24 protein-coding genes are annotated in these 22,734 nt (G+C 66.0%); 15 read left to right on the plus strand and 9 right to left on the minus strand.

All coding sequences use genetic code 11. The features are described from left to right. The first annotated feature begins 29 nt into the window (after positions 1–29). The 15 genes from fabD (at position 30) to H4P35_RS06080 (ending at position 13,940) form a co-directional block, all read left to right on the plus strand. Positions 30–965 (plus strand): ACP S-malonyltransferase, encoded by a 936-nt coding sequence (gene fabD, locus H4P35_RS06010; RefSeq protein ID WP_226848414.1) that lies wholly within the window; start codon positions 30–32, stop codon positions 963–965. A gap of 3 nt (positions 966–968) precedes the next feature. Beyond that, complete coding sequence (gene fabG, locus H4P35_RS06015) at positions 969–1,721, plus strand: 3-oxoacyl-ACP reductase FabG (protein ID WP_056321905.1); 753 nt, start codon at positions 969–971, stop codon at positions 1,719–1,721. A gap of 191 nt (positions 1,722–1,912) precedes the next feature. Next, positions 1,913–2,152 carry an acyl carrier protein gene (gene acpP / locus H4P35_RS06020; protein WP_003813816.1) on the plus strand — a complete coding sequence of 80 codons (240 nt, stop codon included), beginning with the start codon at positions 1,913–1,915 and terminating at the stop codon, positions 2,150–2,152. Positions 2,153–2,335: 183 nt separating this feature from the next. Further along, positions 2,336–3,565 carry a beta-ketoacyl-ACP synthase II gene (gene fabF, locus H4P35_RS06025; RefSeq protein ID WP_056321908.1) on the plus strand — a complete coding sequence of 410 codons (1,230 nt, stop codon included), beginning with the start codon at positions 2,336–2,338 and terminating at the stop codon, positions 3,563–3,565. 1 nt (position 3,566) lies between these two features. Continuing rightward, complete coding sequence (locus H4P35_RS06030) at positions 3,567–4,061, plus strand: hypothetical protein (protein ID WP_226848415.1); 495 nt, start codon at positions 3,567–3,569, stop codon at positions 4,059–4,061. Further along, complete coding sequence (gene rpoE / locus H4P35_RS06035) at positions 4,058–4,657, plus strand: RNA polymerase sigma factor RpoE (RefSeq protein WP_008161984.1); 600 nt, start codon at positions 4,058–4,060, stop codon at positions 4,655–4,657. Before H4P35_RS06030 ends, rpoE begins: the two co-directional genes overlap by 4 nt. Before the next feature lie 12 nt (positions 4,658–4,669). Further along, positions 4,670–5,182, plus strand: coding sequence for a sigma-E factor negative regulatory protein (locus tag H4P35_RS06040; RefSeq protein ID WP_056321916.1), 513 nt, complete (start codon positions 4,670–4,672; stop codon positions 5,180–5,182). Further along, complete coding sequence (locus H4P35_RS06045) at positions 5,182–6,270, plus strand: MucB/RseB C-terminal domain-containing protein (RefSeq protein WP_226848416.1); 1,089 nt, start codon at positions 5,182–5,184, stop codon at positions 6,268–6,270. The genes H4P35_RS06040 and H4P35_RS06045 overlap by 1 nt, the downstream gene beginning before the upstream one ends. A gap of 38 nt (positions 6,271–6,308) precedes the next feature. Further along, positions 6,309–7,790: a DegQ family serine endoprotease gene (locus H4P35_RS06050; protein ID WP_056321921.1), complete on the plus strand. Its 1,482-nt coding sequence runs from the start codon at positions 6,309–6,311 to the stop codon at positions 7,788–7,790. 291 nt (positions 7,791–8,081) lie between these two features. Beyond that, positions 8,082–9,875 (plus strand): translation elongation factor 4, encoded by a 1,794-nt coding sequence (lepA, locus tag H4P35_RS06055; RefSeq protein WP_062840561.1) that lies wholly within the window; start codon positions 8,082–8,084, stop codon positions 9,873–9,875. Between the two features lie 22 nt (positions 9,876–9,897). Next, a complete protein-coding gene (lepB, locus tag H4P35_RS06060; RefSeq protein WP_056321926.1) occupies positions 9,898–10,785 on the plus strand; it encodes a signal peptidase I in 888 nt (295 codons plus the stop codon). 2 nt (positions 10,786–10,787) lie between these two features. Then, positions 10,788–11,549 carry a ribonuclease III gene (rnc, locus tag H4P35_RS06065; protein ID WP_056321930.1) on the plus strand — a complete coding sequence of 254 codons (762 nt, stop codon included), beginning with the start codon at positions 10,788–10,790 and terminating at the stop codon, positions 11,547–11,549. Further along, entirely contained in the window at positions 11,546–12,436 is an 891-nt protein-coding gene (era, locus tag H4P35_RS06070; protein ID WP_056321933.1) for a GTPase Era, read from the plus strand. The genes rnc and era overlap by 4 nt, the downstream gene beginning before the upstream one ends. Next, positions 12,429–13,016, plus strand: a complete 588-nt coding sequence (recO, locus tag H4P35_RS06075; RefSeq protein WP_175122946.1) for a DNA repair protein RecO — start codon at positions 12,429–12,431, stop codon at positions 13,014–13,016. The genes era and recO overlap by 8 nt, the downstream gene beginning before the upstream one ends. 15 nt (positions 13,017–13,031) lie before the next feature. Then, entirely contained in the window at positions 13,032–13,940 is a 909-nt protein-coding gene (locus H4P35_RS06080) for a LysR family transcriptional regulator (RefSeq protein ID WP_226848417.1), read from the plus strand. Between the two features lie 9 nt (positions 13,941–13,949). On the opposite strand, the gene H4P35_RS06085 is transcribed toward H4P35_RS06080, so the two are convergent. The 9 genes from H4P35_RS06085 to H4P35_RS06125 form a co-directional block, all read right to left on the minus strand. Next, a complete protein-coding gene (locus H4P35_RS06085) occupies positions 13,950–15,050 on the minus strand; it encodes a pyridoxal-phosphate dependent enzyme (RefSeq protein WP_226848418.1) in 1,101 nt (366 codons plus the stop codon). A 3-nt stretch (positions 15,051–15,053) separates the two neighbouring features. Then, on the minus strand, positions 15,054–16,034 hold the full coding sequence (locus H4P35_RS06090; RefSeq protein ID WP_226848419.1) for a succinylglutamate desuccinylase/aspartoacylase family protein: 981 nt from the start codon (positions 16,032–16,034) through the stop codon (positions 15,054–15,056). A 43-nt stretch (positions 16,035–16,077) separates the two neighbouring features. Then, complete coding sequence (locus H4P35_RS06095; RefSeq protein ID WP_226848420.1) at positions 16,078–17,034, minus strand: tripartite tricarboxylate transporter substrate binding protein; 957 nt, start codon at positions 17,032–17,034, stop codon at positions 16,078–16,080. A gap of 90 nt (positions 17,035–17,124) precedes the next feature. Then, positions 17,125–18,414 carry an NTP/NDP exchange transporter gene (locus H4P35_RS06100; protein ID WP_226848421.1) on the minus strand — a complete coding sequence of 430 codons (1,290 nt, stop codon included), beginning with the start codon at positions 18,412–18,414 and terminating at the stop codon, positions 17,125–17,127. Positions 18,415–18,418: 4 nt separating this feature from the next. Further along, the gene (locus H4P35_RS06105) at positions 18,419–19,336 is read right to left on the minus strand and encodes an aldo/keto reductase (RefSeq protein WP_180099049.1); all 918 of its coding nucleotides are present in this window, start codon (positions 19,334–19,336) and stop codon (positions 18,419–18,421) included. 99 nt (positions 19,337–19,435) lie between these two features. Continuing rightward, positions 19,436–20,146 (minus strand): Bax inhibitor-1/YccA family protein, encoded by a 711-nt coding sequence (locus tag H4P35_RS06110; RefSeq protein WP_056321955.1) that lies wholly within the window; start codon positions 20,144–20,146, stop codon positions 19,436–19,438. Between the two features lie 85 nt (positions 20,147–20,231). Further along, positions 20,232–20,645 carry a hypothetical protein gene (locus H4P35_RS06115; RefSeq protein ID WP_226848422.1) on the minus strand — a complete coding sequence of 138 codons (414 nt, stop codon included), beginning with the start codon at positions 20,643–20,645 and terminating at the stop codon, positions 20,232–20,234. Positions 20,646–20,700: 55 nt separating this feature from the next. After that, the gene (locus H4P35_RS06120) at positions 20,701–21,162 is read right to left on the minus strand and encodes a DNA polymerase III subunit chi (protein WP_180099051.1); all 462 of its coding nucleotides are present in this window, start codon (positions 21,160–21,162) and stop codon (positions 20,701–20,703) included. A gap of 22 nt (positions 21,163–21,184) precedes the next feature. Further along, complete coding sequence (locus H4P35_RS06125; protein ID WP_128827676.1) at positions 21,185–22,693, minus strand: leucyl aminopeptidase; 1,509 nt, start codon at positions 22,691–22,693, stop codon at positions 21,185–21,187. Positions 22,694–22,734: the final 41 nt, after the last annotated feature.

Consider the following 22,734-nt stretch of genomic DNA (forward strand, 5'->3'; position numbering starts at 1 on the left):
AGACACTGAATCAATCCACACGCTCAATCATGAAAATCGCTTTTGTCTTTCCTGGCCAGGGTTCGCAAGCTGTCGGCATGCTGGACGCCTGGTCCGGCGTGGCTGCGGTCACCGACACCGTGGCGCGTGCCTCCGAGGCCCTGGGACAGGACCTGGGCGCGCTGATCGCGCAGGGTCCCGCGGAACAACTGAACCTGACCACCAACACCCAGCCGGCCATGCTGACCGCTGGCGTGGCGTTCTACAACGCATGGGTGGCCGCGGGCGGCCGCAAGCCTGATGTCGTGGCCGGCCATAGCCTGGGCGAATACGCCGCGCTGACTGCCGCGGGCTCGCTGACGCTGGAAGACGCTGTGCGCCTGGTGCGCGTGCGCGCCGATGCCATGCAGGCCGCCGTGCCGGTCGGCACCGGCGCCATGGCCGCCATCCTCGGCCTGGACGACGATGCCGTGCGCGCCGCGTGTGCGCAAGCCGCGCAAGGCGAAGTCGTCGAAGCCGTCAACTTCAATGCGCCGGCGCAAGTCGTGATCGCCGGCCACAAGGCCGCCGTCGAACGCGCCTGCGAACTGGCCAAGGCCGCCGGCGCCAAGCGCGCCTTGCTGCTGCCCGTTTCCGCGCCGTTCCATTCCAGCCTGCTCAAGCCGGCCGCCGACGTGCTGGCTGGCGCGCTTGCCAGCGCCGCCGTGTCCGCGCCGCAGGTGCAGGTCATCAACAACGTCGATGTGGCCTCGCCCACGGAACCCGGGGCAATCCGCGATGCGCTGGTGCGCCAGGCGTGGCATCCTGTGCGCTGGGTCGAAACCCTGCGCGCCATGAAGGCGCAAGGCATCACGCACGTCATCGAGTGCGGTCCCGGCAAGGTGCTCACCGGCCTGACCAAACGCATCGACCCCGAACTCACCGGCCTGGCCATCACCGATCCCGCTTCGCTGGAAGCGGCTTTGGCTGCCGTCAACGGAAACTGATCAATGGACAACACCTCGACCGAACTGCAGGGCAAGATCGCGCTCGTCACGGGCGCCACGCGCGGCATTGGCCGGGCGATCGCCCTGGAACTGGCCGCACGCGGCGCAACCGTCGTTGGCACTGCCACGTCGGAATCGGGCGCGGCCGGCATCACCGAAGCGCTGGCGCCGTTTGGCGGCCGCGGCGTGGTGCTCGACGTGACCGACGCTGCCGCTTGCGATGCGCTGATCGACGCGTTGGGTAAGGAAGGCGGCGGTCCGCACATCCTCGTCAATAACGCCGGCATCACCCGTGATACGCTGGCGATGCGCATGAAGGACGACGACTGGTCGGCGGTCATTGACACCAACCTCGCGTCGGTCTTCCGCCTGTCGCGCGCCGTGCTGCGCAGCATGATGAAGGCTCGTTGGGGACGCATCATCAACGTGACTTCCGTGGTGGGTTCCAGCGGTAACGCGGGCCAAGCCAACTACGCCGCCGCGAAGGCCGGCGTGGCGGGCATGTCCCGTGCGCTGGCGCGTGAACTGGGCAGCCGCAACATCACCGTGAACTGCGTGGCCCCTGGCTTCATCGATACCGACATGACGCGTGCGCTGGGCGAAAACCAGACCGCGGCGCTGCTGCAGCAGATTCCGCTGGGCCGTCTGGGCTCTCCGACTGACATTGCGCATGCCGTGGCCTTTTTGTCCGGGCCTCAGGCGGGTTACATTACCGGCACCACCCTGCACGTCAACGGCGGGATGTACATGCAATAAATCACGAATCGCGCGTCGCCGCCGGGCAACCGGCAAGGCGGGGCGCGATTCTCCGGAAACGCCGCACATGGTCTTCCCGCGCCGCTCTCGGCGACAGAACAAATGCGCGGTGTTATTTTTGTCACGGTCAGGCGTTGCATCACTCCGCGCTTGGCTATAATTCGCGGGATTTTTCCCAATTGGAGATCTGCATGGAAAGCATCGAACAGCGCGTCAAGAAGATCGTCGCTGAACAACTTGGCGTCAACGAAGCCGAGATCAAGAACGAGTCCTCCTTCCTTGACGACCTCGGTGCCGATTCGCTCGACATGGTCGAACTGGTCATGGCCCTCGAAGACGAATTCGAGACCGAGATCCCCGACGAAGAGGCCGAAAAGATCACGACCGTGCAACAAGCGATTGACTACATCAATTCGCACGGTAAGCAGTAAGCTCAGCCTATATCGTCCTGGTTGCCCGATATCGTCGGCCAACCTGGAATCAGGGCGGTTTCAGGAGTGCCGTGTGGTCCACCGGCAGGCAAGGCGTCATAACGCCTCGCCTGCCTTCATGTGGTCCACACGCGCAGCGCATCCCGAAAACCGCCTTTCTTTTGTCTGTTTGAGGAGTCATCCGTGAAGCGACGTGTCGTCATCACCGGCCTGGGTATCGTTTCCCCCGTAGGAAATGATCTGACCACCGCTTGGGACAATATCGTCAACGGACGTTCTGGCATCAGCCGCATCACCCGTTTCGATCCCTCGGCCATCACCACCCACATTGCTGGCGAAGTCAAAGACTTCGACATCAGTACCTATATTTCGGCCAAGGAAGCCCGCCAGATGGATACGTTCATCCATTACGGCCTGGCTGCCGGAATGCAGGCCTGGCGCGATTGCGGCCTGGAAGTCACCGAAGAAAACGCCGAGCGTATCGGCGTGATCGTGGGGTCCGGCATCGGCGGTCTGCCGCGCATCGAAGAAACCCAGGTCGAGTACCTTGCCAAGGGCCCGCGGCGCATTTCGCCGTTCTTCGTGCCGGGTTCGCTGATCAACCTGATTTCCGGGCATCTGTCGATCGCCTATGGCATGAAGGGCCCCAGCTACGCCGTGGTGTCGGCCTGCACGACCGGCCTGCACTGCATCGGCGATGCAGCCCGCCTGATCGAATACGGCGATGCCGACGTCATGGTGGCCGGCGGCGCCGAGTCGACCGTGTCGCCGCTGGGCATCGGCGGCTTTGCCGCCATGCGCGCGCTGTCGACCCGCAACGATGACCCTCAGACCGCTTCGCGTCCCTGGGACCGCGACCGCGACGGCTTTGTGCTGGGCGAGGGCGCAGGCGTCCTGGTTCTGGAAGAGTACGAGCACGCCAAGAAGCGCGGCGCGCGCATCTACGGTGAACTGGCTGGCTACGGCATGAGCTCCGACGCTCACCACATCACCGCGCCGGACAAGGACGGCCCGCGCCGCGGCGTGATCAACGCGCTGCGCAACGGCGGCCTGAATCCCGAAGACGTCCAATACGTCAACGCGCACGGCACGTCCACGCCGCTGGGCGACAAGAACGAAACCGATGCGCTGAAGCTGGCGTTCGGCGACCACGCCAAGAAGCTGGTGGTCAACTCGACCAAGTCCATGACGGGCCACCTGCTGGGCGCGGCCGGCGGCATCGAAGCCGTGTTCACGACCTTGGCCGTCTACAACCAGGTTTCGCCCCCGACGATCAACATCTTCAATCAGGATCCGGAATGCGATCTGGATTACTGCGCCAACGAGGCGCGGCCGATGAAGATCGACGTGGGCCTGTCCAATTCGTTCGGCTTTGGCGGCACCAACGGCTCGATGGCCGTTCGCCGGGTCTGATTTGGAAGGCTCGGTCGGGGGGCGCTGGTCATTCCGCGTGCCAGTCTCGCCGCCCAGGAGCGCCGTCGCGCTCTTCGGGCTGGCCCTGTCCGCGGCCGTGGCCTGCGTGCTGACGGCGGCATCCTGGCAGGGTCATGCCTGGATGGCCGCCGCGTCGCTCGCGCTTCTGTTTCTGTTGGCCGGGCTGTTACACTCGGCACGGAGCACCCCGTCCCCGGTAACGGCGCTACGCACCGCGACCGGGGCTGACCATTGGCAGCTACGCCGGCCGCAAGGCTGGCAGGATGCGCTGCTGCTGGATCAGCAACGGGGGCCAGCGTGGCTGACGCTTGTTTTGCAGCCCTTGCCCACCGGGAGTACGGCCTTTACCACCAGCAAAATCACCCTCACCGTCTGGAAGCACACGTTGCGACCCGAATCCTGGCGCCGTCTGCGCCTCGTCGCGGGCACGGCGCGGCAGGCACAACCTGCGCGTCGTTTGCGGGAGGCCTCATGAGCGAACGCGAAGTCGACGCAGAGCTCGTAGCGCGCGTGCAGCGGGGCGACAAGAAGGCCTTCGATCTCCTGGTGCTGAAATACCAGCGCAAGATTCTCCGCCTGCTCGCCCGCATGATCCGCGATCCGGCCGAAATCGAGGATGTGGCGCAGGAAGCCTTCATCAAGGCCTACCGCGCCTTGCCCCAATTCCGTGGCGAAAGCGCCTTCTACACCTGGCTTTACCGCATCGCCATCAACACCGCGCGCAACTGGCTTGCCTCGCAGGGACGCCGCCCCAGCGCACCCAATGCGATTGAAACGGAAGACGGTGAAACTTTTAACGAAACCGACAACCTAACGGATATAAGCACGCCGGAATCCATGGTTGCCAGCCGCGAAATCGCCGAGACGGTGAACGCGGCCATTGAGGAATTGCCTGAAGAATTGCGCACCGCAATTGTCCTGCGTGAAATCGAAGGTATGAGTTACGAAGACATCGCCCAGAGCATGGACTGCCCGATCGGTACGGTGCGCTCCCGCATTTTTCGTGCGCGTGAAGCCATTGCCACCAAGTTGCGTCCACTGCTCGACACCGATGTCGAGCGTCGCTGGTAAGGAGTGGCAGTCATGCAAATAGCAGCCAAATCCGTTGAAATCACCGAGTCTTCCTGGGAAGAATCGGTTTCCGCCTGGATGGACGGAGAGGATTCCGACGATATTCTTCCCAGTCTGTTGTCCAAAGAGGGACGTCAGACTTGGGACACCTATCATCTGATTGGTGATTCCCTGCGCAACGCCGATCTGGCGCTGACGCCCAGCGCGGCCTTTTCGGCCCGGCTGGCGCGCGCGTTGGACGCGGAATTGCCCATCGTAGCGGCGCCTCGGCGCCGCTCTCCTTTGCGCATGGGCCTGTCGGGCCTGGCCGTCGCCGCCGCCGTGGCCACGGTCGCATGGGTGGCGCAGCCGTACGTCACCGGCTCGCCTTCGACGGACGTCCGCGTGCTGGCCGACGCCAGTTCGTCGGGCTCGGCCTCGGCGTCCGACGACTCGGGCCTGCGTGATTACCTGGAGGCCCATCGCCAGATGGCCGGCCCCAGCGCGGTCCGCCAGGTGTCGTTCGATGGCGGAGCGGGACGCTGATGGCGCTTGTGCTTGCATCACGCTGGCCGGTATTGGGACGCGCTGCCTCGTGGCACGCTTACCGCGCCGGCTGGTTCGCCGCCACGCTCCTGACTGCTTTCCTTGCCGCGCACGGTCCCGCGGCCGCCGCCGGCGCCACGCCAGCCGGCCAGACCGAAGACGTGGTGCAACTGCTCACGCGCATCCAGCAGGCGGCCCGCAAGCAGGATTACGCCGGCGTCTTCATGTATCAGCAGGGCGATGTGATCCAGTCCTCGCGCCTGGTGCATGTCCTTGACGGCACCGGTGAGCGCGAACGCCTCGAGATTCTTGACGGCCAGCCGCGCGAATACCTGCGTCACAACGACGATGTGCAGTGCCTGATCCCCGAGCGCAAGACGGTGCTGATCGAGCGCCGCCGCGGCGATCGCTTTCCCGGCCTGCTGCTGGGCGACGCCGCCAATCTGTCCGAACACTACAAGATCCGCACCGAGCCCACGCCGCATCGCGTCGCGGGCCGCGAATGCCGGCTCATCACGATCGAACCCCTGGACAAGCTGCGCTATGGCTATCGCCTGTGCGCGGACGTCGAAACCAATCTGCTGCTGAAGGCCCAGACGCTGAACGCCGCGCGCGGCGTGGTCGAGCAGGTGTCGTTCACTTCGCTGCGATTGGGTTCCGAAGTGGATCCGCAGTCGCTGTCCTCGCGCTGGAACACGCGTGACTGGAAGGTGCTCGAGGCCAACATGAAGCCCGTGGACCTTGCGGCCCAGGGATGGCGCATTCCGGCGCCCGATGGCTTCAAGACGATCATGCAGGTGTCGCGCGCCATGAAGCGCGGATCGCCCGTCAGCCAGATGGTGCTGTCCGACGGCCTGGCGGCGATTTCGGTCTTCATCGAGCCCTACGACAGCCAGCGCAATCACCAGCCGTTGCATGGCGCGTCGCAGCGCGGCGCGATCAACGTCTATGGCGCGCGCATCGCGGACTTCTGGTTGACGGCGGTCGGCGAAGTGCCCGCCGCCACGCTGGAACAACTTGCGCAAGCCACTGAGTACGTGCCGCCCGCACCCGCGGCAGCCGCACCCGCGGAGGGCGGGGCCAAATGATTCCCGCCGTTCCGCAAGCAGCAATTTCGGAGTGACATATGAAAGCAATGACGGTCTCGAACGCTTTTTTCCGGCGCTTTCTGGCGGCTGTCGCGGCGGGGACGATGCTGTCCACCGCCTATGTGCCCGTGACGGTGGCGCAGACGACGGCGCCGGCCGCGGTCGGTTTGCCCGATTTCACGGCTATCGTTGAAAAGGCCGATCCGGCCGTCGTCAACATCCGCACCACGGCCACCGTGCCCGTGCGCGGGGGCAATGGCCCCGGCGGCAGCGATCCCTACGAACTGTTCCGCTGGTTCTTCGGCCCCGAATTCCAGCCTCCCGGCCAATCGCCCAATCCGCGCCAGCGTCCGCAGCCGACGCCGCCCGAAGAGCGCACCGTGCCGCGCGGCGTGGGGTCGGGCTTCTTCATCTCAGCCGACGGCTACATCCTGACCAACAACCACGTCGTGGTCGACGCGACGGACATCTATGTCACGCTGACCGACGGACGCGAGTTCAAGGCCAAGGTCATCGGTACGGACGAGCGCACGGACGTGGCGCTCATCAAGATCGAAGCCAAGGACATGACACCGCTGGTCATCGGCAACCCGAAGACGCTGAAGAAGGGTCAGTGGGTGCTGGCCATCGGCTCGCCGTTCGGCCTGGACTCCACCGTGACCTCCGGCATCGTCAGCGCCATCGGCCGCGATACTGGCGAATACCTGCCGTTCATCCAGACCGACGTTGCGGTCAATCCCGGCAATTCGGGCGGTCCGCTCATCAACCTGGACGGCGAGGTCGTGGGCATCAACTCCCAGATCATCTCGCGCAGCGGCGGCTTCATGGGCATCTCGCTGGCCATTCCGATCGACGAAGCCATGCGCGTCGTGGAGCAACTTCGCACGACGGGCAAGGTCACGCGCGGCCGCGTTGGCGTGCAGATCGGCGAAGTCGGCAAGGATGTGGCCGAGGCCATCGGCCTGCCCAAGGCCGAAGGCGCGCTGGTCAGCAGCGTCGAAGCCGAGGGTCCTGCCGAGCAGGCGGGCGTGCAGCCGGGCGACGTGATCCTGAAGTTCAACAAGGAACCCATCAAGCGCTGGTCCGATCTGCCGCGCATCGTCGGTGAGACCAAGCCGGGCACGCGCGCCGACATGGAAATCTGGCGCAAGGGCAAGAGCATGACGCTGTCGGTCAAGGTCGGTGAGATCCCGGCCGAGAAGGCGGCAGGCGCCGGCAAGAAGCCCGCGCCCGAACCCGAAGTCACGAACGCGCTGGGCCTGAGCGTCATCGACGTGCCGGCCGATGTCCAGAAGAAACTGCGCATCAAGGGCGGCGTCCAGGTCAAGGTTGCCGATGGCGCGGCCGGGAAGGCGGGCCTGCAGGAAGGCGACATCGTGTTGGCCCTGAACGACACCGACGTGACCGGCGCCAAGCAGTTCGGCGAACTGGTCGCCAAGCTGGACAAGAGCCGCGCGACGGGTCTGCTGGTGCGCCGCGGCGACCAGACGCAGTGGGTGGCGGTACCTGCCGGCAAGTGATGTGACGGCCCTGCCGGCCGGTGCCCTCGGGCGCCAGGTCCGGCCGGCGGCTCGGCCGGACACCGGCGGGCGCTGGTATCTCAGGGCGCTTTTTGTCCCGGGGCGCAGCCGTGACAAATAAAATGGCTCAAGACCGGCTAAAATGGCTGGTTGCCGCAAGAGGGGGCGCCAGGCGCCCCCTCAGTTATGTCCGGGCCTAGCCCGTCAGCGCCTCACACCTCGGCCGTGCACACTCCGGCGGCGGTGTCTCCCGGCAATATGCCGTCTGTTCCGTCCCTTATAAATTCAAGCATGCAGCATATCCGCAACTTTTCCATCATTGCCCACATCGATCATGGCAAGTCGACCCTGGCTGATCGCCTGATCCAGCGCTGCGGCGGACTGGCGGATCGCGAGATGTCGGCGCAGGTTCTCGATTCCATGGAAATCGAGCGCGAGCGCGGCATCACCATCAAGGCCCAGACGGCTGCCCTGCATTACAAGGCGCAGGACGGCAAGATCTACAACCTGAACCTGATCGACACCCCGGGGCACGTGGACTTCTCGTACGAAGTCAGCCGTTCCCTGTCCGCCTGCGAAGGCGCGCTGCTGGTGGTGGACGCGTCGCAGGGCGTGGAAGCGCAGACCGTGGCCAACTGCTACACCGCGATTGAGCTGGGCGTGGAAGTCGTGCCGGTGCTGAACAAGATGGACCTGCCGCAGGCCGATCCCGAAGGCGCGCGCCAGGAAGTCGAGGACGTGATCGGCATTGACGCCTCGGACGCGGTGCTGGCCAGCGCCAAGACCGGCATGGGCATCGACGAGATCCTGGAAACCATCGTTGCCCGCGTTCCCGCGCCCAAAGGCGATCCCGACGCGCCGCTGCAGGCGCTGATCATCGATTCGTGGTTCGACAACTACGTCGGCGTGGTCATGCTGGTGCGCATCATCAACGGCGTGCTCAAGCCCAAGGACAAGATCCTGCTGATGGCGTCCGGCGCCACCCACCTGTGCGAGCAGACGGGCGTGTTCACGCCCAAGTCGCAGCAGCGTCCGCATCTGTCGGCGGGCGAGGTGGGCTTCATCATCGCCGGCATCAAGCAACTGGAAGACGCCAAGGTCGGCGATACGGTGACGCTGGCCAACAAGCCGGCCGCCAACCCGCTGCCGGGCTTCAAGGAAGTCAAGCCGCAGGTGTTCGCCGGCCTGTATCCGGTGGAGAGCTCCGAATACGACCAGCTGCGCGATTCGCTCGAAAAGCTCAAGCTCAACGACGCCGCGCTGATGTTCGAGCCCGAGGTGTCGCAAGCGCTGGGCTTCGGGTTCCGCTGCGGCTTCCTGGGCCTCTTGCACATGGAAATCGTGCAGGAGCGCCTGGAGCGCGAATTCGACATGGACATCATCACCACCGCGCCGTCGGTGGTGTACGAGGTCGAGCAGCGCGACGGGTCCGTGATCACCGTGGAAAGCCCCTCGCGCATGCCCGAGATCGGCAAGATCCAGGACATTCGCGAACCCATCGTGAAGGTCACGCTGTTCATGCCGCAGGACTATGTGGGCCCCGTCATGACGCTGTGCAACAACAAGCGCGGCGTGCAGGTCAACATGAGCTACCACGGCCGCCAGGTCCATCTGGTCTATGAGATCCCGCTGGCCGAAATCGTGCTCGACTTCTTCGACAAGCTGAAGTCGGTGTCGCGCGGTTATGCGTCGATGGACTACGAATTCCTGGAGTACCGCTCCGCGGACGTGGTGCGTGTCGACCTGCTGATCAACAACGACCGCGTCGATGCGCTGGCCGTCATCGTCCACCGCAGCAATGCGCGCCACCGCGCGCGCGATGTGGTGACGCGCATGCGCGGCCTGATCCCGCGCCAGATGTTCGACGTGGTCATCCAGGCGGCCATCGGCGCGGAAATCATTGCGCGCGAGAACGTGAAGGCGCTGCGCAAGAATGTGCTGGCCAAGTGCTACGGCGGCGATATCTCGCGCAAGAAGAAGCTGCTTGAAAAGCAGAAGGCGGGCAAGAAGCGCATGAAGCAGGTGGGCAGCGTGGAAATTCCGCAGGAGGCGTTCCTTGCCATCCTGCAAGTGGAAGACAAATAGAACCCCAGAAGGCGATTAGCTGATGAGTTGGAACTTTGCCCTGATCCTTTTTATTCTGCTGGTGGTTACCGGCGTCATCTGGGCGCTCGATCTGGCCGTGCTGCGCAAGGGGCGAGAGCGCCGGGCGCAGGCCGCGATGGCGCAGTACGACACGGCGTTGGTGGGCGACGCGCAAGAGGCCGAGCGTCTGCGGCGCGAAGCTGGCGACGCTGCCCGGCGCGTGCCCTGGTGGGTCGAGTACGCGGTCAGCTTTTTCCCCGTCATTCTGTTCGTGTTCATGCTGCGCTCGTTTGTCGTCGAGCCGTTTCGCATTCCGTCCGGATCGATGCTGCCCACGCTGCAATCGGGCGATCTGATTCTGGTGAACAAATTCAGCTATGGCCTTCGCCTGCCGGTGATCGACAAGAAGGTCATTCCCATCGGCTCGCCGCAGCGCGGCGACGTGTTCGTGTTCCGGTATCCGGTGGATCCGGACGTCGATTACATCAAGCGCGTGGTGGGCCTGCCCGGCGACGAGGTCGCATACATCGACAAGAAGCTGTATGTCAATGGCGAACTGGTGCCGCATGTGCGCGATGGCGACTATTTCGAGCCGGATCGTGTGTCGTATATTGCGCAATATAAAGAGAAGTTAGGCGACGTTGAGCACAAGATCCTGCTCGATGAGAATGTTCCTCAACGCTATACCCCGCAGGAGTGGCGTTTTCCCTACCGCGAAAACTGCCAATACAGCCACAATGGGGTACGCTGCAAAGTACCCGAAGGGAATTATTTCGCCATGGGCGATAATCGGGACAACAGCGCGGATAGCCGGTATTGGGGGTTTGTCCCGGAAGCCAACATCGTCGGCCGCGCCTTCTTCATCTGGATGAACTTCAGCGATCTGAGCCGCATCGGCCGATTCAACTGATTATGTCGCTAGCCACGCTAGAAAACCGCCTGGATCACCACTTCGGTGATCCAGCCTTGCTTGAACAGGCGCTGACGCACCGCAGTCACGGGGCGCGCCATAACGAGCGATTGGAATTCCTTGGGGATTCCGTGCTGAACTTCGTCGTGGCGGCGATGCTGTTCGAACGCTACTCGAAGATCGACGAGGGCGATCTGTCGCGCCTGCGCGCCAACCTGGTCAAACAGGCATCGCTGGCCGACATCGCCCAGCGGCTGGAGTTGTCCCAGTACCTGCGCCTGGGCGAGGGCGAGCTCAAGAGCGGTGGATTCCGCCGGCCTTCCATCCTGGCCGACACGGTCGAGGCCATCTTCGGCGCCGTCTTCCTGGATGCGGGCTTTGACGCGGCGCGCCGCGTGATTGTGCGCCAGTACCAGCCGGTGCTGGCGTCGGTGGATCCCAAGACGCTTGGCAAGGACGCCAAGACCCTGCTCCAGGAATTCCTGCAGGGCCGCAAGATGGCCCTGCCGCTGTATACGGTGGTGGCCACGCACGGCGCGGCCCACAGCCAGCAGTTCGAAGTCGAATGCGCCATTCCGGCGCTCGATATCAAGGTGATGGCGCCTGGCGCCAGCCGTCGCGCCGCCGAGCAATCCGCGGCCAAGCTGGCGCTTGAGGCCGCGCTGGCCGTCAGCCCGGCCGCCAAGGCTGCCCGCAAATCGGGCAAGGCGCGCAAAACCGCGCAATTGTCGCTGCCCGTGGCAGTGGCTCAAGAGACTAAATGAGCGATACCCCTTTTCGTACCGGCTTCGTTGCCATCGTTGGCCGCCCCAATGTGGGTAAATCCACGCTGACGAACGCCCTGATCGGTTCCAAGATCTCCATCGTCTCGCGCAAGGCGCAGACCACCCGCCACCGCATCCACGGTGTGCTCACGCGCGAGCACGAACAGTTCGTGTTCGTCGATACTCCGGGTTTCCAGACCCGCCACGGCGGGGCCATGAACCGCATGATGAACCGCGTCGTGACGCAGGCGCTGGCCGACGTCGACGTGGTGGTGCATGTGGTGGAAGCCGGCAAGTGGTCGGAGGGCGACGCCAAGTTGCTGCCGCTCCTGCCCAATCCCGAGCGCACGATTCTGGTGGTGTCCAAGATCGACGCCCTGAAGAACCGCGACGACCTGTTCGCGTTCGTCTCCAAGATCATGGCGCAGCATCCGTTCGGCGCGGTGGTGCCTGTCAGCGCCACCAAGAACCAGCAACTGGATCAACTGCTCGACGAAATCGCGTCGCGCCTGCCGGAAGGCGAGCCGATGTTCGAGGAAGATACGCTCACCGATCGTCCCATGCGCTTCATCGCGGCCGAACTCGTGCGCGAAAAGATCTTCCGCCTGGTGGGCGACGAACTGCCCTATGGCTGCACGGTCGTCATCGAGCAATGGGAAGAGACTGCCAAGGGCGCCACCATCAATGCCTGTGTCGTCGTTGAACGCGACAGCCACAAGCCGATCCTGCTGGGCACCGGCGGCATGCACATGAAGCGGATCGCCACGGAGGCGCGGCAGGACATCGCCAAACTGCTGGACAAGCCCGTGCATCTGGAGGTTTACATCAAGGTGCGCAAGGGCTGGTCCGACCGCGAGGGTGCGCTGCGCGATCTGGGTTATGAGTAGACGGGCGCCACGCGTCCAGGATCGCCCGGGGTTCATGCTCCACGCCACGGCGTGGCGTGAAACCTCTCTGATTGTTCAGACCTTCTCCCGCGATCACGGCTGCGTGGCCATGGTCGCCAAGGGCGCCAAGCGCCCTTATTCCGTTTTGCGCCCCGTCCTGTCAGCTTTTCAGCCGCTACTGCTGTCATGGACCGGCAACGGCGAGGTCAAGACGCTGACCCGCGCCGAGATCGCCGGCATCCGGCCGCTGGCCGGCGCCGCGCTGATGTCGGCGTGGTACATGAACGAACTGCTTCTGCGCCTTCTGCCCCGCGAGGACGCCCACCCGCTGCTGTTCGATGCGTATGACATGGCGCTGCAGCAATTGTCCGCCGGCACCCGCGCGGCCGGTGCGCTGCGCCGATTTGAGTGGACTCTGCTGCGCGAGACGGGCTACGGCGTGGACGAAGCGCCGCCCGATTTCGACGATCCGGCGATCGAGCCCGCGCTGCGCACCGACCTGCGCGCGCGCCTGGCCGAAATTCTGGCGGGCCGTCCGCTTTCCACGCGGCGCGTGCTGCTGGACCTGCAGCGCATCTGATTGCGGCCCGGCCTCATGACGTTCACGCTCAAGCAGGTCGAAACCTTCCGCACGGTCTACGAAACCGAAAGCGTGACCGCTGCCGCGCGGCGTCTGGACGTGTCGCCCGCAACCGTCAGCGCGACGCTGGCCGCGCTGGAAGCCAGCATCGAGCTGCGCCTTTTCGAGCGCGTGCGCCAGCGGATGCAACGCACGCCCGAGGCTACCCTCCTGTACGAAGAGATCCGCCGCCTGAATGTCGGACTGGAAAGCCTGGGACGCAAGATCCGGGCGATACGCGGCGCCGCGCAGCCGCGGCTGCGGATCGGCTGCATCCACGCCTACAGCGGCGCCATCGTCACCGACGCCATCTCGCGCTTTCGCGTGCGCTACCCCGATACGCCGCTTTACTTGCAGATACGCGATTCCAACACCTTGCGCGACATGGTGGTGTCTGGCGAGCTGGATCTGGCGGCAGTGGCCGACGAATCCGAACTGGAAGGGTTGCGCGGGCATCGACTGGCAAGCTTGCGGGCGGTGGCGGTGTTTCCGGCCGGACACGCGCTGGCGCGGCTGGAGTCGGTGAATTTTTCGCAGTTGGCCGACGTCGATGTGATTGCGCTGAACGCCGAGGACGGCTCGCGCAAGCGGCTGGATGCGCTGTTGCGCCAGGCCGGCCAAAGCTTGCGTGTCGCGATCGAGACGCCGTATTCCAGCACGGTCTGTCAGCTTGCGCTGGCGGGGCATGGCGTGGGCATCGCCAATCCGGCAACGGCGCTAGGCATGGAGGCTGCGGGACTCAGCTTCCGGCCGCTTCAAGCCGCCGTGCATTTCGAATGCCACATGATCGTGCATGGCAGCCGCCCTTTGTCCGAAGCCGGCAAGTTCTGGGCGACGTGCCTGCGCGCCGCCCTGGCCCCGCTGATCGATCGATTCGGCGTGTAGCAGTGGCGGTCAGCCCCGGCGCCCGTCCGAGGTCAGCATCAACACCACCGCCGACTCCGCGTCGAGCTTGCCGGCGCGCCTGAGCCGCGCCACGGCCGCCAGGGCGGCGGCCGACGATAATTCCGCACCCAGGCCCATGCGTTCAAGGCGCAGGCGCGCGTCGCCGGCTTGCGCATCGGATGTCTCCACCGGCATGCCGCCCGAGCGCGACAGCGCCTCCAGGGCCTGCAGCGTGCACGTGCCGCCCGCAATGGAGTATTGCTGTGTCGCGCTTTCCCACTGGCCTCGGGCATCGCCGGTCGTGAGTGCGCGTGACAGCCGGGCGTAGGGTTCCACGGCGTGTAGCCGGGGCAGGCGCGTAATGCGGCCAGCCGCCAAGAGGTGCTGCCAGCCCAGGTAGATGCCCCACAGCAGGTCGCCGCGCGCCGTCGGCACGATGATGTCCGTGGGCACGCCGCAGTCGTCCAGGATCTCCTGGGCGATGGGCTTGTAGCCTTCAACGCCGTAGGGATGCGTGCCCACCGGCGGATTCAGGTAGTTCGTGCCCGCGAATGCGCCGTGGTTGCGGCACAGGTCGGCCACGTAGGGCCAGCGGCCCAGGCTGTCTTCGAACGCCCGCAGCCGCGCGCCGAAGCGCTCCATGGCTTCGCGTTGCAGTGGCGGGCAGTTGCGGGTGATGGCGATGTCGGCTTCCAGGCCCGCCGCGGCGCAGTACGCGGCCAGCGACACGCCCGCGTTGCCGCTGGAAGCCGCCGCCACGCGGGTGGCGCCAGCCAGCCGCGCGCGCGATACCAACTGCGCCGACATGCGGTCCTTGTGGCTGCCTGTGGGATTGGCGCTTTCGCACTTGAGCCACAACGCGCCCACGCCTTCTTCACGCGCCAGGTCGGGCGCGGCAAGGCAAGGCGTGCTGCCTTCGCCCAACGTCACGGGCGACAGCACGGGCAGCGGCATGACCTCGTCCACCGCGTGCGCGTCATACTGGCACTCCAGCGTGGCGGGGTGGCCAGCCGCCAGGCAAGCGGGACAGCCTTCGGGGTAGTCGCCTGCGGGCCAAAGGGTTGCGCAGCGGATGCAGCGCAGGCCGGTCAATCTGGGGTTCATCTGCATGAGTCAGTATCTTGTTGCAAGAGCGTCCAAGGGGAGGGCGGGGGCGACCTGCAGCAGGCAATCGCCGTCGTCGCTGCGCGCGATGGGTCGAAGGCACACCACCGTGCCGGCCTGCGGGCTGAGCAGGGCGCGCGGCGGGGCGTCGGGCCGTGCCGGTTCGATCAGGCGTCCGATGCGCTGGTGCGCGTCCACGGATTGTCCCAGTTCCACGGCGGGGACGAAGACGCCGGATTCACGTGACCGCAGCGTCGCGGCGGGCGTGTCGAGGTCGTAGAGGCGGACTTGCGCGGCGGAGGCGGGCGCCCGGCCAGGCAGCAGCCCCAGTTCGGCCAGGCAGCCCAGCAATCCGTCCCGGCAACGGTCCGCCAGCAACTGGCTGGTCTCTCGGCCGCCGCCGATCTCGGCAGACAGACGCAGCACGCCGTGCCGGCTGGCTGCGGCGGGCATGGAACCGGCTTCGCCGCCACGAAAGAACACGCAGTCGGGCAGCCCGAACGCGCGCGCGAGCGCGGGCAGGCGTTCGTCGTAGGGGTCGTTGCCGTAGCGGGTGATGACCGACGACGGCAGGTAGCGCAGCGACGCGCCGCCGCTGTGCACGTCCACCAGGGCCTGTACGCGGGGCAGCAGGCGCGCTTCCAGGGCGGCTGCCACGCTTTCGGTGTAGCCGCGCGCTGGTTCGCCGAGGAAGGCGCGGTTCAGGTTGCCGCCGTCAGACGGGGACAGCCGGGTGCCGGCAAGCGATGCTTCCGCGTTGACCGCGGGCAGCAGATAGACGGTGCCGCGCTGCAGGATGTCCGGCAACTGATGCCACAGATCCAGGATGGCGGCCTGGCCTTCCCATTCGTCGCCGTGCACGCCGGCGATCAGCGCGACGGCGGGCCCCGGGCCTGCCTCGATCCGCAGGACGGGAATCGTGATGCGACGGTATGCCGACGCGTTGGTGGCGGCGGCCACGGAAAAATCCTCGCGAGTTACGCTGGCCATGCGGGGGCTCCGGGGAAAGGCGTCGGACGCGCGGGGGCGCAGGTCAATCCAGCGTGGCGGCCTTGATGATGCTTTCCCACTTGGGCAGCTCCTTTTTGATCTGGGCCTGAACATCCTGCGGCGTGCCGCCCAGGGGCTCCTGAGAGCGGCTGCGCAACTCCCGGCTCACGGCGTCGGAGCGCAGCGCCTGATTCAGCGCGGCGTTCAGCCGCGAGATCGCGGCGGGCGGCGTGCCTGCCGGGGCAACCAGCGCGCTCCACGCGGACTGCTCGTAATCCGGATAGCCCTGTTCGGCCACCGTTGGCACGTCGGGATTGGACGCGGCGCGCTTGCGGGTGGTCACGGCCAGCGCGCGCAGGCGCCCGTCCTTCAGATTGCCGATCAAGGGCGGCAGGTTTTCCATCATGGAATCCACATGGCCGCCCAGCAGGTCCGAGAGCTGCGCGGCGGTGGCCTTGTACGGAATCTGGCGCACGGCGGCGCCGGTCTGGGCAATGAAGAGCTTGACGCCCACTTCGCTGGTCGTGCCCGGGTCCGCCGAGGTCATGGTCAGGCGGTCCGGCTGCGCGCGGCTGGCCTCGATGAAGCCTTTCAGGTCCCGATACGGCGAGGCGGCGTTCACGACGATCACGTTGGGCGTCTCGGCAACCAGGCCGATGGGTTTCAGGTCACGGTCCAGATCGTATAGCTGCTGCTTGAAGAGGTAGCGGTGCAGCACCAGCGTGCCGACGTGGGCATAGCCGATGGTGTAACCGTCCGCGGGGGCCCGGACCACGGCTTGCGTGCCGATGCGGCCGCCGGCGCCCACGCGGTTTTCAACGACGACCGGCTGTCCAAGCAGGCGGCTCATTTCCTGGCCGATGAGGCGGGCCGTGATGTCGGCATTGCCGCCCGCGGCGGCCGGCACGATCAGCGTGATGGCGCGTTCGGGGTAATCGGCGTGCGCAAGAGGGGCGGCGAGGCAAAGCAACAGGGCGGCAAGGCAGGCAGAGCGTTTCATGACGTTTCCCGAGGCGTTGAGGGCTGCGCCATTGTGCGACCGCACGCCGCGGCTGCCGTTTGGTTGAATCACATGGTTATTTAATTAAATCTAATCAAGATCGCCGTTTCGCCGGTCGGCCTGCTTGCCCAACCCATGACCCACTGCAGCCGCGCACAGCGCCACCACCGCGCCCAACAGGGCGATCAGTGCCGCGCCGTAACCCAGCGTGTCGATGCCGGCCTTCACCCAGCCGCTGGCGGCGTCGCCGCCGCGATAGACCACGGTGTCGATGACGTTCTTTGTCTTGTACTTGTCCTCGGGCGTGACCGCCGTGAACAGCATCTCGCGCCCTGGCCGGATCAGCGCATACTCGCCGGCGCGGCGCAGGATCATGGCGGCCGCCAGCACGGCGAACACGGGGAAGGCCGCCAGCGCCAGAAAGGCGACCGCCACCGCCAGCGGGACGGCAGTCAGCAGGAACCGCAATCCCAGGCGGGCGGCCACGCGCCCGGTGATGAAGATCTGCGACAGCAGTGCGAGCGTCTGCACGGTGAAATCCAGCGCGCTGAAGACACGGATGCGCTGGGCGGTGTCGGGGAACGCGTCCGCGACCAGCCGCGCCTGTTCCATGTAGAGAAAGGTGTTCAGGGTGGCCAGCAGCACGACCAGCAGGGAAATGCCCAGCAGGTAACGGGACTGGAAGATGCGCGACAGCCCGGCCAGGATGCCGCCTTCGATGGGACGCTGCATGTCTGCAAGGCCGACGTCGGGCCGGGATGCGGCGCGCCACGCCAGCAGCCATTGCTTGAGCGGCAGCGTGGCGGTCAGCAGCAGGGCCGACAGCACCAGCAAGCCCGCCGGGCCCAGCACGCCCGCCAGCAGGGCGCCAAGCAGCGGGCCGCAAAGGCCACCCGCACTGGCGCCCGCGGCAATCAGCGCGAACAGCCGCTTGGCCGATTCCATGCGGAACACGTCGGCCATGAGGCTCCACGCGATGGAGACGACGAACAGGTTGAACACCGATAGCCAGACGTAGAACGCGCGCGCGGCCCAGACGCTGCCGGGTTGCTGGTGGAGCAGGGCGGCAAAGCCCACCATCGTCAGCGCGAAGATGGCGTAGACCCAGGTCACCAGCGTGGCGCGCGGCACGCGGTTGGATATCCAGCCAAACATCGGCACGACGGCCAGCGTGGCAAGGAAGGTGGCGGTGAACAGCCATTGCAACTGGTTCACGCCCGCCTGGATCCCCATCGTTTCCCGGATGGGGCGCAGCATGAAATAACCGCAGAAAAGGAAAAAGAAGAACGCGAAGCCGCACGCGGCAGGCGCGAGCTCGGTTTCCTGGATGCCCAGCGCCCGTGCGGCACGGGCACGCCAGGACAGAGGGGCGGCCGCCATCGCGTCAGGCGAGCAGTGCGGCGATGCGGTCGCGCAGCGCGGCGTCGGGCTGGCGGCCAAAGCCGGCGCGCGCATTGTCCGCCATGTTGGCGGGCTTGGACGTGGCGGGGATGACGGCCGTGACGGCGGGATGGCCAATGATGAATTTCAGGAAGATCTGCGCCCAGGAGGTGCAATCGATCTCGGCGGCCAGCTTGGGCAGCGCCACGCCCTTGACCTGGCGGAACAGCGCGCCGTCTTCGAACGGCCGGTTGATCAACACCGCGACGCCGTTGGCCTGGCACGCGGGCAGCAGGCGTTTTTCGGCGCTGCGCGAGGCGATCGACAGGTTCACCTGCAGGAAATCGGGCTTTTCCTTTTCGACCAGCTCGGTCAGGTCGTCGTGCGCATGGTCCGTGTAATGCGTGATGCCGATGTAGCGCGTCACGCCCTGCTGTTTCAGATCGCGCAGCAAGGCGAGCTGGTTGCGGGTGTCGATCAGGTTATGGACCTGGATCAGGTCCAGCTTGTCGCTGCGCAGCGCCTGTTGCGACTCCCGGACCTGGCGCATCGCGGATTCGTGGCCGCGCGTGCTGACCTTGGTCGCCAGGAACACGCGCTTGCGCAGGCCGCCTTCGCGGGCCACGAGGGCGCCGGTGACGGCTTCGGCCTGGCCATAGCTGGGCGCCGTGTCGATCAGGCTGCCGCCCGCCTTCATGAGCGTTTCAAGCACCTGGGCCAGCGGCGCCATGGCCGCGGCGTCGCCGGGCGACACGTTGAACGTGTCCGCGGTGCCCAGTCCCACCACGGGCAGGGTCTCGCCCGACGACGGAATCGGGCGCTTTAGCATGGCCTGCCCCGGCGTGGCTGCCCATGCCGGCCACGCGGCCCCCATTAGGGCTGCGCTGGCGGTGGTCTGCAGGAAGCGGCGGCGGTCAGGCATGGCAAGGCTCCGGCTATTCAAGAGGAAAGGGGGCGGCCCAATGAAAAAGGGCCTACATGTGCATGCAGGCCCTTTCGGTGCTGGTCTGACGACGCCGCGTTACTCGCGGTTGCCGCCGAAGATGCCCAGCAGCATCAGCAGGTTCGAGAAGACGTTGTAGACGTCCAGGTAGATGGCCAGGGTGGCCGAGACGTAGTTGGTCTCACCGCCGTTGACCACGCGTTGCAGGTCCACCAGCATGAACGCCGAGAAGATCACGATGGCGAGCACCGAGATGGTCAGCATCAGGGCCGGCAGTTGCAGGAAGATGTTGGCCAGTGCCGCCACCAGGATCACGACCGCGCCGATGAACAGGAATTTCTGCAGCCCCGACAGATCGCGCTTGATGGTCGTGGCCAGGGTGGCCATGGTGCCGAACACGATCGCGGTGCCGCCGAACGCCGTCATGACGAGCTGCGAACCGTTGCTCATGCCCATCACGAAGCCAAGCAGACGCGAAAGCATGACGCCCATGAAGAACGTGAAGGCCAGCAGCAGGACCACGCCCAGCGAGCTGTTCTTGTTCTTCTCGATGGCGAACATCAGGCCGAAGGCGCCGACCAGGAAGACGATGGCCGACAGGCCGGGGCTGGCGCCCATGACGCGGTTGATGCCGGTGTAGAGGCCGACGGCCGCGCCCAGGACCGTCGGGATCAGCGACAGGGCAAGGAGCCAGTACGTATTGCGCAGGACCTGGTTGCGAGCGACCTCGCCCGGCGCGCCGGCGACCGCGCCGGAACGGTTAAAAGGGGACGGACGATATTCGTTCATGGAGAACTCCTGTATACGGCAAATATGGTGATTGCCTAGAAGGCTTAGATGCGAAGGATACCTTACAGTTCCCTGAAGAATCCAGTCAGCCTTGCCTGACCTCATTGAGCACACGGGAAACGATAGCAGGCAATTCCGCATCCATGCGTGCCTGTAATTGCCTCACGGCGTCGGCAAGTGCCTGTCGCATGACCTGTTCCACCTCGGCCTGCAAGCGGGCGGCGAGCACGGTGGCGTCCGGCAGGGCGCGCAGTGCAGAGGCGGCGGGCGGGGGCTGGTACGCGGTCGGCGCCGGGCTGGCGGCTGGCGCAGCAGGCCCGTCGTCGTCAGCCACATCCGTCAGCACGGGGAACGGGTCGTGCTCGTAAACCGGGCCGGCCTCGTCGGCCAGTTCGGTCAAGAGCGGCGCATCGGCGTCGTCGTCCGCCGGGTCGTGGAACGAGGGCTCGGCGCGATGAGTCAGGGTGGGGATGCCGGGGTCGGGTGTGCGAGCGGGCATGGAAACTCCCGAGATTCTGGTGGACGCGGCGCGCGGGCGCGCGTGGGGGGACGGTTCAGCCGTCTTGGGCCTTGCGGCTCAGGTCGTGGCTTTGCGGCACATGACCGGCCGTCTGGTAGGTGCGCCAGCGCTGCCTGGCCGCCTGCTTGTCGTCCGGATCGTCCGAGACGATTTCAAGGAGGCGTTCGAAAGCGTCGAAGCCGGGCGGGCAATCGTCGTCCAGATTCAGCAGCCAGGGCTGCGGCTGATCGGGCTGCCCTGCCGCCTGCAAGGCCTGCAGCGGCTCTCCGGCGGTAAGCACCACCGGCGTTTCAGGGGCCAGGGGGTCGTTTGCCAATACGTGCGGCACGAACGCCGTGTCGTCGAACGCCCACAGCATCCGGTCGAACGCCGCCAGGCGCGAACCGTCTTTACAGTACACCACCAGCCGCTGGCCTGCCAGGACGCGCTTGCGCACGACCTGGCAGGCCATGCGCAGGCGGTCGGGCGCGCCGAATGCGAAATCGATGCGCGTCATGGGGCGTTCGGCGTCAGTCGCTTCAAACCTGGTCCAGCAGGTATTGCATCAGGAGCGGCACCGGACGGCCGGTCGCGCCCTTGTCCTTGCCGCCGCGCCAGGCTGTGCCGGCGATGTCCAGGTGCGCCCAGGGGTAAGCCTTGGCAAAGCGGGACAGGAAGCACGCCGCGGTGACGGCGCCGGCCGGCGGACCGCCGATGTTGGCCAGGTCGGCGAAATTGGACTTGAGCTGTTCCTGGTAGGCGTCGTCCATGGGCATGCGCCAGGCGGTGTCCAGCGCACGGCGGCCCGCCGACGCCAGGGCGTCAGCCAGCGCGTCGTCCTTGGAGAACAGGCCCGTGTTGACGTTACCCAGCGCGACGACGCAGGCGCCGGTCAGCGTGGCGATGTCGATCACGGCAGACGGCTTGAAGCGTTCCGCGTAGGTGAGGGCGTCGCACAGGACCAGGCGGCCCTCGGCGTCGGTGTTCAGAATCTCGATGGTGAGGCCGGCCATGCTGGTGACGACGTCGCCCGGCTTGTTGGCCTTGCCGCTGGGCAGGTTCTCGCAAGCGGGAATCAGGCCGACGACGTCCAGCGGCAGTTCCAGTTCGGCCAGGGCGCGGAACGAACCCAGCACGCTGGCGGCCCCGCACATGTCGTACTTCATTTCGTCCATGGTGGCCGCGGGCTTGAGCGAGATGCCGCCGGCGTCGAACGTGATGCCCTTGCCGACCAGCACGATCGGGCCTTGCGCGGACTTGGCGCCCTTCTTGGCGGTCTTGGCGCCGGCGTGGCGCAGGACGATGAAGCGCAGCGCTTCCTCGGAGCCGCGGGCGACGGACAGGAACGAGCCCATGCCCAGCGCTTCGACCTGCTTGCGGTCCATGACCTCGACCTTCAGCGACTTGAATTCTCGCGCCAGGCGTTTGGCGGTGTCGCCGAGGTAGGTGGGGGTGCAGATGTTGCCCGGCAGGTTGCCCAGCGTGCGGGTCAGTTCCATGCCGTTGGCGATGGCGCTGCCTTCGCGCAGGCCTTTCTGGGCTTGCGTGGCGTCGGCGCGCTCGACGACCTGCACGATCTTCTTGAGCTTGGGGCGCGCGTCGCGGTCGGGCTTACCGAAGCTTGCGTCGTAGTAGTAGGCCGCGCCGCCGGCCGCGATCGCGGCGCTGCGGGCGCGCGTAATGACGTCGATGCCGGCGATGGGGTTGGCGACCAGCGTGGACACGCCTTCGGTGAGTTGGGCCGAGACGCAGGCCGAGGCAAATGCCTGTTCGGCCGACGCGTGAGTGCGGGCCGAATATTCATCCTGCTTGCCCAGGCCAACCAGGACGACACGCTGCGCGGAGACGCCCGGCAGCGTGCGCAGCGTCAGGGTCGAGCCGGCGCGGCCGCGGAATTCACTTTTGACCACCGCACGGACGGCGCCATTGGAAGCGCGGTCGATGATGTCGGCGGCGGGGCTCAACACGCCGTCCGCGTACACGCCGACGGCGAGGGCGGCGGTTTTGACCTGGTGCAGGGAAGCAGTGGTCTGTGTGCTAAATTCCATGAGGGTTTCCCGTGTGCGTCTGTGTATGATGCGGTCGATTA

Origin of the sequence: Achromobacter sp. 77, assembly GCF_020541125.1 — a bacterium.
In the GTDB taxonomy this organism is placed as follows: Bacteria; Pseudomonadota; Gammaproteobacteria; order Burkholderiales; family Burkholderiaceae_B; genus Achromobacter; species Achromobacter mucicolens.

What these genes read in the sequence shown, in the direction of transcription:
- fabD (WP_226848414.1), top strand. Translation starts at nt 30, where the DNA reads ATGAAAATCGCTTTTGTCTTTCCTGGCCAGGGTTCGCAAGCTGTCGGC.
- fabG (WP_056321905.1), top strand. Translation starts at nt 969, where the DNA reads ATGGACAACACCTCGACCGAACTGCAGGGCAAGATCGCGCTCGTCACG.
- acpP (WP_003813816.1), top strand. Translation starts at nt 1,913, where the DNA reads ATGGAAAGCATCGAACAGCGCGTCAAGAAGATCGTCGCTGAACAACTT.
- rpoE (WP_008161984.1), top strand. Translation starts at nt 4,058, where the DNA reads ATGAGCGAACGCGAAGTCGACGCAGAGCTCGTAGCGCGCGTGCAGCGG.
- H4P35_RS06040 (WP_056321916.1), top strand. Translation starts at nt 4,670, where the DNA reads ATGCAAATAGCAGCCAAATCCGTTGAAATCACCGAGTCTTCCTGGGAA.
- H4P35_RS06045 (WP_226848416.1), top strand. Translation starts at nt 5,182, where the DNA reads ATGGCGCTTGTGCTTGCATCACGCTGGCCGGTATTGGGACGCGCTGCC.
- H4P35_RS06050 (WP_056321921.1), top strand. Translation starts at nt 6,309, where the DNA reads ATGAAAGCAATGACGGTCTCGAACGCTTTTTTCCGGCGCTTTCTGGCG.
- lepA (WP_062840561.1), top strand. Translation starts at nt 8,082, where the DNA reads ATGCAGCATATCCGCAACTTTTCCATCATTGCCCACATCGATCATGGC.
- lepB (WP_056321926.1), top strand. Translation starts at nt 9,898, where the DNA reads ATGAGTTGGAACTTTGCCCTGATCCTTTTTATTCTGCTGGTGGTTACC.
- rnc (WP_056321930.1), top strand. Translation starts at nt 10,788, where the DNA reads ATGTCGCTAGCCACGCTAGAAAACCGCCTGGATCACCACTTCGGTGAT.
- era (WP_056321933.1), top strand. Translation starts at nt 11,546, where the DNA reads ATGAGCGATACCCCTTTTCGTACCGGCTTCGTTGCCATCGTTGGCCGC.
- recO (WP_175122946.1), top strand. Translation starts at nt 12,429, where the DNA reads ATGAGTAGACGGGCGCCACGCGTCCAGGATCGCCCGGGGTTCATGCTC.
- H4P35_RS06080 (WP_226848417.1), top strand. Translation starts at nt 13,032, where the DNA reads ATGACGTTCACGCTCAAGCAGGTCGAAACCTTCCGCACGGTCTACGAA.
- H4P35_RS06085 (WP_226848418.1), bottom strand. Translation starts at nt 15,050, where the DNA reads ATGCAGATGAACCCCAGATTGACCGGCCTGCGCTGCATCCGCTGCGCA.
- H4P35_RS06090 (WP_226848419.1), bottom strand. Translation starts at nt 16,034, where the DNA reads ATGGCCAGCGTAACTCGCGAGGATTTTTCCGTGGCCGCCGCCACCAAC.
- H4P35_RS06095 (WP_226848420.1), bottom strand. Translation starts at nt 17,034, where the DNA reads ATGAAACGCTCTGCCTGCCTTGCCGCCCTGTTGCTTTGCCTCGCCGCC.
- H4P35_RS06100 (WP_226848421.1), bottom strand. Translation starts at nt 18,414, where the DNA reads ATGGCGGCCGCCCCTCTGTCCTGGCGTGCCCGTGCCGCACGGGCGCTG.
- H4P35_RS06105 (WP_180099049.1), bottom strand. Translation starts at nt 19,336, where the DNA reads ATGCCTGACCGCCGCCGCTTCCTGCAGACCACCGCCAGCGCAGCCCTA.
- H4P35_RS06110 (WP_056321955.1), bottom strand. Translation starts at nt 20,146, where the DNA reads ATGAACGAATATCGTCCGTCCCCTTTTAACCGTTCCGGCGCGGTCGCC.
- H4P35_RS06115 (WP_226848422.1), bottom strand. Translation starts at nt 20,645, where the DNA reads ATGCCCGCTCGCACACCCGACCCCGGCATCCCCACCCTGACTCATCGC.
- H4P35_RS06120 (WP_180099051.1), bottom strand. Translation starts at nt 21,162, where the DNA reads ATGACGCGCATCGATTTCGCATTCGGCGCGCCCGACCGCCTGCGCATG.
- H4P35_RS06125 (WP_128827676.1), bottom strand. Translation starts at nt 22,693, where the DNA reads ATGGAATTTAGCACACAGACCACTGCTTCCCTGCACCAGGTCAAAACC.